The following is a 12,515-nucleotide window of genomic DNA, read 5'->3' as shown; positions in this document are numbered from 1 at the left end:
GCCACTGAATTCCGACCAATCTGCTAGGTTGAAATGTTATTTGTGGCTGATCACAATGCAGGAATACGCAGCAATTGCGATGTCATTTTTTCTTTTTTAAGGTGCGCTGATTATGTCGGGATCTGTCAATTCATTGATTCAAAAATATAATGTGCCAGGGCCGCGCTATACCAGTTATCCAACCGTGCCGTATTGGGAAAATGAGCATTTTTCACTGAAAGAGTGGCAACACACACTGAAAACTTCCTTTGATGAGTCGAATGTAAGTGAAGGGATCAGTCTTTATATTCATCTGCCTTTTTGTGAAAGCTTATGTACCTTTTGCGGTTGTCATAAACGTGTGACCAAAAAGCATGAAATGGAACAACCTTATATTCAGGCGGTGCTAAAAGAATGGCAGCTCTATTGTGATCTGTTGGTCGATAAACCACGTATTAAAGAAATTCATTTGGGTGGGGGAACCCCGACATTTTTTAGTCCTGAACATTTAACACAGTTGATTAAGGGAATATTGGCTAAAGCTGAAGTTGCAGATGAGCATGAGTTTAGTTTTGAGGGACATCCCAACAACACCACACGTGAACATTTGCAGGCGCTCTATGATGTCGGATTTCGACGTGTCAGTTATGGCGTGCAGGACTATAACGAAACTGTGCAGAAAGCCATTCACCGTATTCAACCCTATGAAAATGTCAAAAACGTCACTGAGTGGGCGCGTGAGATTGGCTATACCTCTATTTCACATGATTTAGTCTTTGGCCTGCCATTTCAAAGTTTAGAAGATGTTTTAAATACAATTGATCAAACCAATACCTTAATGCCGGATCGTTTGGCTTTGTATAGCTATGCGCATGTGCCATGGATTAAAGGCAATGGTCAACGCGGTTTTAAAGATGCAGATGTCCCGAAAGATGACATCAAACGTCAATGTTATGAAAAGGGCAAAAAGAAACTGCTACAGCATGGCTATCATGAAATTGGTATGGATCATTTTGCTCTCGCAAAAGACAGCATGTATCAGTCCTTTAAAGCAGGAAGTTTGCATCGGAACTTTATGGGCTATACCGCATCAAAAACGCAAGTGATGATTGGTCTCGGGATTTCATCGATTAGTGACAGTTGGTACAGCTTTGCGCAAAACGTGAAAACTTTAGATGAATACTATGCCTTGCTCGAGCAAAATCAGATTCCCGTCTTTAAAGGGCATATCTTGAATCAGGAAGATTTGATCATCCGTAAACATATTTTAAATTTGATGTGTAGCTTCCAAACCTCATGGGTCAATCCCGACATGCAATTTCCCGAGATTAAGTCTGTTTTGGCACAATTAGCAGAAATGCAGCAAGATGGTTTGATTCAAATTGAAGACGCATCGGTCACAATTTTAGAAGCGGGCAAGCCTTTCGTTCGTAATATTTGTATGGCCTTTGATTTAAGACTGAAGCGCAACAAGCCTGAGAATCGGATTTTTTCGATGACGATTTAATTGGTAATCCACCCCAACCCTCCTTTAGGAAAGGAGGGATTGCCATTTCTTTGAAAAGGAGGGGGAACGCCCTTCTTAAGCTAAAATGGGAAGCCTCCCTTTTTTAAAGGGAGGTTTGGAGGGATTCTTAAGAGGAGGGTAGGAAAGCTTTAATCAAAAATCTTCCTTTTGATACATATGTGACATACGGTCATGTTTGGTTTTTAAATATTGCTCATTAAACGGGTTTAAGCCCACAGTTAATGGCACACGACCGACCACATTAATGCCTTGATCTTTTAATGCTTGAATCTTCAGTGGATTGTTGGTGACTAAGCGCACTGCTTTAACATTTAAATGATCTAGCATAATGCTACACATATCATACTTACGTGCATCGGCGGGGAGGTTGAGCATGAGGTTGGCATCAACCGTATCATGCCCTTGATCTTGCAAGGCATAGGCACGAATTTTATTGGTCAGACCAATCCCGCGACCTTCTTGGCGCAAATATAAAATCACACCACGACCAATTTCATTAATTAGTTTTTGAGTGGCTTGTAGCTGTGGACCACAGTCGCATTTGAGTGAGGCAAAAGCATCACCCGTTAAACATTCAGAATGAATACGTACCACTACTGGCTCATCAGATGCTTCTTCTAAACCTTTAGATAAAGCCACATGTTCTTCACCTGTTTGAGGATCTTGAAACACTGAAATTTTAAATTCACCATGTGCGGTAGGTAATCTTGAAGTCGCAACAAATTCGATCGGCACAACTAAACCTGTTAAATCCTGAAATTGCTCAAAGTATAGCGTAATGATTAAACATTAGTAGGATTGCATATAGGAATTTATGGAGAACATTTTCTTTTTTGTATAAAGCACACGATAATAGTTGATAATTAGTAATGTTATTCAGGATAATCGTAGCCTGCAATTTTTTTAGCCCGATAAAACGATTGTTTAACATTACATCGCCTTGAGCGTTACTGAATTGAAGCTGCTACAATTCAACTATATGATCGGGTACTCCCCATTTACCTAGCTTAGGATTTGCCAGGCTTTAGAAGGCTTTGCCATTTATGCTGTATACAGAAATACCAACTCAACGCCCTGTTACCCCATTGCTGGATACAATTGATCATCCTCAGCAATTGCGGGCACTTGAGCAAAGCCAGTTAGAGCAAGTGGCAGATGAGTTACGTCAGTTTATTTTGTATGCTGCAGGTCAAAGTGGTGGACACTTTGGCGCAAACTTAGGTGTAATCGAACTGAGCGTCGCATTGCACTATTGTTTTAACACACCCAATGATCGTTTGATCTGGGATGTGGGTCATCAAGCTTATCCGCATAAAGCATTAACGGGTCGCCGTGAACAGCTCACCACAATTCGCGCAAAAGATGGTCTAGCCGCATTTCCATCACGTGAAGAATCAGAATTCGATACTTTTGGGGTAGGGCATTCATCCACTGCGATTTCTGCAGGCCTAGGTATGGCGTTGGCAACACGTTATCAAGACATTGCTCGTGAAGTTGTGGCGATTATTGGTGATGGTGCGATGACTGCAGGTATGGCGTTTGAAGCCATGAATGATGCTGTGGCGCATAACGCGGACATGATGGTCATACTCAATGATAACGATATGTCGATCTCATGCAGTACCGGTGGTTTTGCCAAGCATTTGGCTGCCATTTGGGAGCGTGGGGAATCGGTTGATATTTCCGATGATGGTGAAGCATTTGTAAAGCCGTATCCTGAGTGGAGCTACAACTCACGTTTGCATAGCGCAGCAACGGATGCAGCAGATAATTTATTTAAAGCCATTGGCTTTGACTACTTTGGACCATTTGACGGACATGATGTGCAAGGACTTGTGCATGTGTTCAATGCAATGAAAAAACGTAAAGGTCCACGTTTAATCCATATCTATACCAAGAAGGGTAAAGGTTTTGCGCCTGCAGAAGCAGATCAAATCAAATACCACGCCATTAGCAAATTAAATACAGCAACATCTTCAACTGCTGCACCGAAATATTCAGATGTATTTGGTCAATGGCTCTGTGATGAAGCAGCGCAAGATCAACGTTTATTGGCAATTACTCCTGCGATGTGCGAAGGCTCAGGCATGGTAAAATTTGCCAAAGACTATCCTGAGCGCTTCTTTGATGTGGCGATTGCGGAACAGCATGCGGTGACTTTGGCTGCAGGTATGGCCTGTGAAGGTTTAAAACCTGTTGTTGCAATTTATTCGACTTTCTTGCAACGCGGTTATGACCAATTGGTTCATGATGTTGCTTTACAAAATTTGGATGTTACCTTTGGTATCGACCGCGCAGGTTTAGTCGGAGAGGATGGCCCAACTCATGCAGGGGCCTATGACTATGCCTATATGCGGACTATTCCAAATTTAGTGTTGATGGCACCAAAAGACGAAAATGAATGTCGTCAAATGCTGCATACGGCTTATTTATATAATGGTCCTGCGGCAGTCCGTTACCCACGCGGTAATGGCCTAGGTGTCGAAATTCAACAGGACATGACAGAAATTCCAATTGGTCAATCTGAAATTGTGGCGACCTTGAATGAACAATTTGATGATTACATTTCAGTATTAGCTTTTGGTAGTCGTGTTCAGGCTGCAGTTCAAGCCGTTGAACGTTTTGCAGCGCAGCACGAGGTGGCGATCCGTGTGATCAATATGCGTTTCATTAAACCACTTGATACTCAAATGCTTGATACAATTGCGACTAATACACAATTGTTTGTGACTGTTGAAGAGCATGCGGTAATGGCAGGCGCGGGCAGTGCGGTCAATGAATATTTAGCACAAGCACAGATCATCAAACCAATCTTAAACCTTGGTTTGGCCGATCACTTCATGGCACAGGCGACTCATGCACAAATGTTGCAACAGTCTGGTCTCGATGCGCAAGGTATTGAAAAATCAATTAATCAGGCATGGTCTGCGCTTGCACAGAATGTTTGATTACACCGTGTATAAATTTTAGAAACATTTTTTCCCCTAAAAGCCCTTATATTTGCTAAAATGTAAGGGCTTTTATGCATTATTCTTTATCAATATCTTCAAATTTGTAATGGGTGTTCAATGGAACCTATGGTGGTGATGGCTGCGCGTGCGGCTCAATTAGTTGGTCAAGAGCTTTTAAAAGCGCATCAAAATCGTCATAAACTCGATTTACAAGTCGAAGAAAAAGGAATTGATGGTCCTGTAACGCGTGTAGACCGTTACTTGGAACAATTGACTATCGATACGCTACGTAAAAGCTATAAAAATCACAGCTTCCTTGGTGAAGAGTTTGGTTTACAAGAAGGTAAAGGTCACGACGCTGATTGGTGTTGGATTATTGACCCACTTGACGGTACTTTAAACTTCATCAATGGTTTCCCGCATTTCTGTATCTCTATCGCTGTACAACATAAAGGTGTAACTCAACACGGTGTTATTTATGACCCTGTGAAAGATGAGCTATTCTCTGCAAGTCGTGGTCGTGGTGCGATGTTGAATCAACGCCGTATTCGCGTAAATGTCAAAGACAGCTTACAAAATACGTTCATGGCCGTTGGTCATGCTTACCGCGCTAAACGCGGTGGCGAAGTCGTGTCGTATGCAAAAAATCATTTCGAATCACTTTTAAACGTGACTGAAGCGGGTGCTCAATACCGTCGTTCTGGTTCTGCTGCACTTGACCTTGCTTATGTGGCTGCTGGTCGTTTAGATGGTTACTTCGAACTTGGTCTTAAACCTTGGGATATCGCAGCAGGCGAACTCATTGTGAAAGAAGCAGGCGGTACAGTTGTAGATGCGCGTGGTGGTAGCGAATCTATGGAAAATGGTCAAGTCTTGGCTTGTTCAATGAAAATGCTTAAACCTTTAATGCAAGCGGTTGTTCCTGCTTGGGGTGAAGCAGCAAAATAATCGAGTTTAGATGACATTCGTCTAAATCAAAAAAGGCATCCTTGGGGATGCCTTTTTTATGAATATAAGAATCATCAATTAAAAAATAGAACTTATTTAATGCTTGAAAACAGCTTTTAAAATGAAAAATTGACCATCTGTACAATAATTTACACATTAAAATTTGTATAAGTGATTAAAAATTATCATTTAAATTATCTATGACGAAAATAACAATAAAACTTAATGACATTATTAAAAATCCTGCTATAATCCGCCCACGCACTTAATTTCTGTTCGTCACCTGAACATTTCTCTTCTTATCATTGTGTATGCGCGTGCGGTCCATAGAGAGGACGATATCTCGCGCCCCAATCGCTAAAGCGATTCCTTCAGGTTATGCCGTAATCATGCGTGCGTTATATCACATCGTCGTTACTCGGATCGCCGCTGAATAATCTCTTTTCAGTGTTTATTGCTGTACCGCTTTTTGTCGATGTTCATTTGACTTTATTTTTGATGGAGCACCCATTTTTCGGGTGAAAGACTCTATGAGCAAAACTTTTGCTGATTTTCCCCTTGATGACTCTCTAAAGCAGGCTCTCGAAGGTTTAGGTTTTACTACCCCAACACCTGTACAAGAACAGGCGATTCCAGCAGCACTTGAAGGTAAAGACCTTCTTGTATCAAGCCAAACAGGTTCTGGTAAAACTGCAGCATTCTTACTTCCAACGTTAAACGCGTTAGCAAATCAAGATACATTCGTTCCGTTTAAAGAACGTATGAAAGCGATTACACAACCGAACATTTTGGTGATTTCACCGACTCGTGAATTGGCACAACAAGTATGTCAAGACGCGATTGCATTTGTACGTCACATGAAAGGTGTTCGTATTGCTGCAATCATGGGTGGTATGCCTTTCGGTAAACAAATTCAACAATTAAAAGGTGCACAAGTGGTTGTAGCGACTCCAGGTCGTCTACTTGACTTAGTAAACCGTCGTCAAATCAAACTTGACAATGTTGATGCATTAATCGTCGACGAAGCAGACCGTATGCTTGATCTTGGTTTCTCTGAAGACCTAGAAGCAATCGGTGACTTAGCTGCAAATCGTAAACAAACATTGATGTTCTCTGCGACATTCGCACCACGTATCATTACACTTGCAGAACGCATGATGAATGATCCAATGCGTATTTCGATTGAAACTGGTCACTCTACAAATACTGATATTACTCAGACTTTGCATTGGACTGACGGTTTTGAACATAAGAAAAAACTTTTAACTCACTGGTTGAACGAAGAAGACGTTGATCAAGCAGTTGTGTTTGCTTCTACTCAAGAAGATACAGACATGTTGGCTGAAGAACTTGCTGAAGCTGGTTTATCTGTTGTAGCACTTCACGGTGCTATGCCACAAACTGTACGTAACCGTCGTCTACGCAGCATCCGTGAAGGTCGTGCAAAAATCTTAGTTGCAACTGACGTTGCAGCACGTGGTCTTGACGTACCAACGATTTCTCACGTAATTAACTTCGGTCTTCCTATGAAGAACGAAGATTATGTACACCGTATCGGTCGTACAGGTCGTGCTGGTCGTACGGGTAAAGCAATTACTTTAGCGACGTACCGTGAACGCGGTAAAATCCGTGCGCTAGAAGACTTCCTTGAAGCACGTTTGAACGTGTCTGAAATTGAAGGTCTTGAGCCATCTCCACCTCCAGCGCGTGGTAGCCGTGATGGTGCAGGTCGTGGTCGTGGTCGTCGTGATGGCGGTCGTGGTGGCTTCGGCGGTGGTCGTCGCTTCGAAGGTGAAGGTAACTTCAAACGTCGTGAAGGCGGTGATGATCGTCCACGTCGTAACTTCGATGACAAACCACGTGGTGAGCGTTTCGGTGGCGAAGATCGTCCACGTCGCGAATTTAACAATGATCGTCCACGTCGTGAAGGCGGTTTCGGTGATCGTCCACGTCGTGACTTCAATGAAGATCGTCCGCGTCGCGAATTTAACAACGATCGTCCACGCCGTGAAGGTGGCTTCGGTGACCGTCCACAACGTTCTTTCGATGATCGTCCAAAACGTGATTTCGGTGATCGTCCTCGTTCTAACGATGACAACCGTGGTAACCGCGTAGACTACAAACCACGTGAAGGCGGTTTTGATCGTCCAAAACGTGACTTTGGCGACCGTCCACAACGTTCATTCGGTGACCGTCCACAGCGTTCATTTGGTGATGATCGTCCAAAACGTGATTTCGGTGATCGTCCACGTCGTAGCTTCGATGATAAACCTCGTGGCGAACGTTCATTCGGCGGTGAAGACCGTCCACGTCGTAAATTTAACGACTAATTGAATGAAAGAAAAAGACCAGCGTTAAGCTGGTCTTTTTTTGCGTGATGTTTTTACTTTTTGAAATAAAATGTATACTAAATCAACAAAAAAATAGTTTATGCTAATAACAACAATATGAGCTGCTGTGCTCAATATAATATTTTTGGGGTTTTTTATGCCTTATCTTGCTCTGACATTGTTGCTGTGCAATATCATCTTTTATTTATATAATTTTTTGAATTAGTTCATAAATTATCCTATTTCTTGTGTTATCTTTGCGCCCAATCTATAAGAATTTACCATTCAGCAAATTACTTATCTTTACGAGGATTGCTGATTCATTGCTAACAATTTAATTTTCAATCCTTTATATTACGCATGCTGAAAAAATGCAGGAATAAGCTCAGCTATGAAAAATCAAACAACGTTTGATGCGCAGTCTTTGATTGAAGTCAAAAATTTGAGCTTTAAACGAGGCGATCGTGTGATTTACGACAATGTCAGTTTGAACATTCGTCGAGGGCAAATCACCGCGATTATGGGACCATCTGGAACGGGTAAAACTACATTGCTTCGTTTAATTGGCGGACAGCTGACGCCAGATGCAGGTCAGGTTTTGCTTGATGGTCAAGATATTGCCAAGATGTCTCGTAGTGAATTGTTCGCTTCACGTGCTCGTATGGGGATGCTTTTTCAAAGTGGTGCATTATTTACCGATATGTCGGTATATGAAAATGTCGCTTTTCCAATTCGTGCGCATACCAAACTACCTGAGCATTTAATTGCAGAAATTGTGGCACTGAAGCTTGAATCAGTTGGCTTGCGTGGTGCTGAGCACATGATGCCTTCAGAGCTTTCAGGCGGTATGAATCGACGTGTTGCATTAGCACGAGCAATTGCGCTTGACCCTGAACTGATTATGTATGACGAGCCTTTTGCAGGCCAAGACCCAATTGTCATGGGTGTCTTAACTCGTTTAATTCGCTCTCTTCGTGAGGCATTAGACCTTACCACGATTATCGTGTCGCATGATGTGGCTGAAACCTTATCGATTGCCGATTACATTTATGTTGTGGCGGAAGGTAAGGTACAAGGTGAGGGCACACCTGAACAATTAAAATCTCATCCTTCCGCATTTGTACAACAGTTCTTAACAGGTTCTGTTGAAGGACCAGTGGATTATCAGTTTAGCCATCAAGCTTATTTAAGTGATGAGGTACGTTCATGAATGGTATTGCCTTATTAGGTAGACGCGTCATTGAACGTGTACAAGGAATTGGTACAGCAACCTTAATGTTGCTACAGATTCTTTTTTCTATGCCGACATGGCTGGGTTTTAAATTATTCATCTACCAAATGTATCGTGTAGGTGTAATGTCATTGCTGATTATTGTGGTGTCAGGACTGTTTATCGGTGCTGTACTTGGTCTGCAAATGTTTAGCATTTTATCGACCTTTGGTAGTGAGTCGATGCTCGGTACAGCAGTTGCACTGACATTATTACGTGAGCTTGCACCTGTGGTAGCGGCACTGTTATTTGCCGGCCGAGCAGGCTCTGCTTTAACTGCCGAAATTGGTTTGATGAAAGCCACCGAACAATTGTCGAGCATGGAAATGATTGGGGTTGATCCGTTAAAACGTGTGATTTCACCACGTTTATGGGCGGGGATTTTCAGTCTGCCTATGCTTGCAGTGATCTTTGCAGCGGTTGGCATTATGGGCGGTAAGTTAGTTGGTGTTGACTTCTTGGGTGCAGATGAAGGGGCATATTGGAGTGGCATGCAAAGCAGCGTGCAATTTCTAAAAGATGTCTTTAATGGCACATTAATTAAAAGTTTAGTGTTTGCCCTGATTTGTACATGGATTGCGGTGTATCAAGGTTATGCTTGTGTACCGACATCTGAAGGGATTGCTACATCGACCACGAGAACTGTGGTGTATTCATCGCTTTGTGTTTTAGGTTTTGATTTCGTGTTGACTGCGGTCATGTTCGGAGGTGTTTAATGAAATCACGTACTAGTGAGCTAGCAGTCGGTATTTTTGTCATTTTATTTGGGATTGCGATTTTCTTCTTGGCAATGCGCGTCAGTGGATTAGTCGGAACCAATATGAAAGACAGTTATCAAATGACCGCGGTATTTGAAAATATTAATGGCATTAAGCCACGCGCTAAAGTTGCAATGAGCGGTGTAAAAGTCGGTCAAGTTGATTCGATTACTCTTGATCCTGTCACACGTTTAGCGACTGTGCATATGACAATGGACGGCTCATTAACAAGTTTCAATGCCGAACAGTTAAAACAAGTGCAACAACAAGCACTTGAAGAGCTACGCTATAACGCTGAATATCAGGAAGCAACACCTGAATTACAAAAACAGCAAGAAAAGCAACTCTTAGAAAACATGAAATCCATCACAAACTTGGATGAAGATGCTTATATATCTGTAGCGACGAATGGTTTGCTCGGTGAGAAGTATTTGAAAATTGTTCCGGGCGGTGGTTTGAATTACCTAAAACGTGGTGAGCAAATCGCAAATACCCAAGGCACCATGGAAATTGAAGACTTAGTCACTAAGTTCGTCACAGGTGGTGCGGGTGAAAAAGATAAATCAGCTGATGCATCGGGTGATGAAGCGACTGAAACAACAGATGCAGAACCGTCATTTGTTGAGTAATGATTGAGGAGATTTTAGTGAAAACATTAGTTAAACAAACACTTGCTGCGAGCATTCTATCGACTTTTGTTGCTGGAAGCGTATTTGCTGCGCCAACTGAAACTCCACCTGCTTTTGTTAAAAAAGTGGCTGATAATCTGATTGCACGTTTAAAAGCAGATCATGCAAAATTGCAAAATAATCCAGCTTTAACACGTTCAATTGTTCGTCAGAACTTAGACCCATATATCGATTCCCAATCGTTTACCCGTATTGTGATGGGGACTTATGCGACCAATCAATACAGTAGTGCGGCACAACGTGCTCAGTTTGAAAAGAACTTCCGTGAAACTTTGATCGAAAACTACGGATCAGCATTCGCTAAGTTTACTAATCAAACCTATACCATGCGTCCTTATAAAGCGAGCACCAGTAAGAACCCTGTAGTGACAATCGATTTCAATAACAAAGGCGAAAAAATTCCAGTTTCGTTCCAGTTAGTCGACAAAGGTTCTACATGGAAAATTCGTAACATTAACGTCTCAGGTATTGATCTAGGCTTACAGTTCCGTAATCAGTTTGCAGCAACAGTGAAGCGTAATGGTGGCAACCTTGATAAAGCCATTGCTAACTTTAAACCAGATGCTGATATTGATAAAAAATAAGACTGTAGGTGAGATGTGATTGAATTCAAAGATCAGGAATTGCATGTTTCAGGCAAAATCGACTATGACAATGCGCAGGCTTATTATTTAAAAGGGCTTGAGTATGTCCAAAAATATTCTAGTGCACCCATTACGGTAAACTTAGAAAAATTAGACAGTGGTAGTACGGTAGCATTGGCTGTATTAGTGCGTTGGCTGCGTCAAACACCTAAGGCTCAGGGCCTAGCATTTAAGTCAGTTCCTGAAAAGATGATGAAGATCATACAAGCGTGTCATCTTGAGCATGACCTAAAAATCATCTAATTAAAAAAGCACCGTAAGGTGCTTTTTTTATTGCATTGAGTTCCTCCCTTTATTAAAGGGAGGTTAGGAGGGATTAAAAGCGCAGCAGTGCTGCTTATCTCCCTGAGGGAGATAAGGACACATGTAGTATCAAATCCATTTTTTCCATCTAAAGTAAATCAATGGACCAATAAAGAACGCGAGCAAAATAATACTGACAATCACAAAACTCGTGGTGCCATGCGCAAATGGTAGCACTTCGGTATTCATACCATAGACGCTTGCTACAAGCATGGGGGGCGCGAGCATACTTGGTAAAATCGAGAATCGACGAATCGTATCGTTCTGTTCTGTGTTAATGAATCCCGATGTGGTGTCGAGCAAGAATCGCACTTTTTGGAACAAGAAGGCATCATGTTCGACCAATGAGCGAACATCCTCACTAAGTTCTCGAATATCGGCATCATAAATATGACTACCCAACGCACGTGGACGTGACAAGAAGGTCAACACGCGACGTAAATCGATTAAACATAGCTGTGCTTTCCCGAGCATATCTTCGAGTTGAGCGAGTCGGGTAATCATGTCATCTAAATCTAAAATTTGTTCACGATGACGGTTATTCAAAACTTCAGTTGAATATTTTTCTAAATCTTTATGAACATCTTCAAGAATATCCGCAAGCTCATCGAGTTTTGCTTCCAGTAAGCCAAGTAAAATCCAAGTCGGATCTTTATAATCGATTTCATAATCATTACGGCGCGCACGGGCACGAAAGGCACGGAAAGCAACGAGTTTTTCACCACGTAAAGTGAATAACCGATCTTTATGCAAAATAAAGGCAACCGTTTGTACCGTGGCTAAAATACTCGATTGGTCTTCGGTCTCATCATCGACCTGATAATTTTTATTTTTTGTTAAAAAATACGTACTGATATGTAGAATGCCATCATCGTCACGATAGAATCGTGCGCTCGATGAAATGTCTTCAAGAGATTTTAATGTCGGGAGATTTTGATCATAAGCATCTAAAATCCATTGCTGTTCTTCTTGTGAAGGCGCAATTAAATCTAGCCAGACCAGATCTTGATGTAAATCGAAATCACCGTTAATGGTAACGTCTTCTAGACTACCGCGCTCAGTGGCGTAAAAGGCTTCAAGCATGTTGTCTTTTCTCCCTTGCGCCGTATGTAAAT

The 12,515-nt window shown here is 41.9% G+C and carries 11 protein-coding genes; 9 read left to right on the top strand and 2 right to left on the bottom strand.

Going from position 1 to position 12,515, the window contains the following annotated elements:
- The first annotated feature begins 112 nt into the window (after positions 1-112).
- Entirely contained in the window at positions 113-1,486 is a 1,374-nt protein-coding gene (hemN, locus tag A3K93_RS10680; protein ID WP_067731213.1) for an oxygen-independent coproporphyrinogen III oxidase, read from the top strand.
- 153 nt (positions 1,487-1,639) lie between these two features.
- Here the strand turns inward: hemN and ribA are convergent, their stop codons facing one another.
- Positions 1,640-2,242: a GTP cyclohydrolase II gene (gene ribA, locus A3K93_RS10675; protein ID WP_067731212.1), complete on the bottom strand. Its 603-nt coding sequence runs from the start codon at positions 2,240-2,242 to the stop codon at positions 1,640-1,642.
- A gap of 308 nt (positions 2,243-2,550) precedes the next feature.
- On the opposite strand from ribA, the gene dxs reads away from it, so the two are divergent.
- The 8 genes from dxs (at position 2,551) to A3K93_RS10635 (ending at position 11,340) form a co-directional block, all read left to right on the top strand.
- Positions 2,551-4,455 carry a 1-deoxy-D-xylulose-5-phosphate synthase gene (gene dxs / locus A3K93_RS10670; protein ID WP_067731211.1) on the top strand — a complete coding sequence of 635 codons (1,905 nt, stop codon included), beginning with the start codon at positions 2,551-2,553 and terminating at the stop codon, positions 4,453-4,455.
- 120 nt (positions 4,456-4,575) lie between these two features.
- Positions 4,576-5,406 carry an inositol monophosphatase family protein gene (locus A3K93_RS10665; protein ID WP_067731210.1) on the top strand — a complete coding sequence of 277 codons (831 nt, stop codon included), beginning with the start codon at positions 4,576-4,578 and terminating at the stop codon, positions 5,404-5,406.
- A 530-nt stretch (positions 5,407-5,936) separates the two neighbouring features.
- Positions 5,937-7,736, top strand: coding sequence for a DEAD/DEAH box helicase (locus A3K93_RS10660; RefSeq protein ID WP_067731209.1), 1,800 nt, complete (start codon positions 5,937-5,939; stop codon positions 7,734-7,736).
- Between the two features lie 391 nt (positions 7,737-8,127).
- Positions 8,128-8,946 carry an ABC transporter ATP-binding protein gene (locus tag A3K93_RS10655; RefSeq protein ID WP_067731208.1) on the top strand — a complete coding sequence of 273 codons (819 nt, stop codon included), beginning with the start codon at positions 8,128-8,130 and terminating at the stop codon, positions 8,944-8,946.
- Positions 8,943-9,722 carry a lipid asymmetry maintenance ABC transporter permease subunit MlaE gene (gene mlaE, locus A3K93_RS10650; RefSeq protein ID WP_067731207.1) on the top strand — a complete coding sequence of 260 codons (780 nt, stop codon included), beginning with the start codon at positions 8,943-8,945 and terminating at the stop codon, positions 9,720-9,722. Before A3K93_RS10655 ends, mlaE begins: the two co-directional genes overlap by 4 nt.
- Complete coding sequence (gene mlaD, locus A3K93_RS10645; RefSeq protein ID WP_067731206.1) at positions 9,722-10,393, top strand: outer membrane lipid asymmetry maintenance protein MlaD; 672 nt, start codon at positions 9,722-9,724, stop codon at positions 10,391-10,393. The genes mlaE and mlaD overlap by 1 nt, the downstream gene beginning before the upstream one ends.
- A 17-nt stretch (positions 10,394-10,410) precedes the next feature.
- A complete protein-coding gene (locus tag A3K93_RS10640; protein ID WP_067731728.1) occupies positions 10,411-11,037 on the top strand; it encodes an MlaC/ttg2D family ABC transporter substrate-binding protein in 627 nt (208 codons plus the stop codon).
- Positions 11,038-11,052: 15 nt separating this feature from the next.
- Positions 11,053-11,340, top strand: a complete 288-nt coding sequence (locus A3K93_RS10635) for an STAS domain-containing protein (RefSeq protein WP_067731205.1) — start codon at positions 11,053-11,055, stop codon at positions 11,338-11,340.
- Between the two features lie 129 nt (positions 11,341-11,469).
- On the opposite strand, the gene A3K93_RS10630 is transcribed toward A3K93_RS10635, so the two are convergent.
- Positions 11,470-12,483, bottom strand: coding sequence for a CorA family divalent cation transporter (locus A3K93_RS10630; RefSeq protein ID WP_067731204.1), 1,014 nt, complete (start codon positions 12,481-12,483; stop codon positions 11,470-11,472).
- Between the last annotated feature and the right edge of the window lie 32 nt (positions 12,484-12,515).

The sequence above is a fragment of the Acinetobacter sp. NCu2D-2 genome (assembly GCF_001647675.1).
GTDB lineage: Bacteria > Pseudomonadota > Gammaproteobacteria > Pseudomonadales > Moraxellaceae > Acinetobacter.
This window is presented reverse-complemented; position numbering and strand designations above follow the sequence as displayed.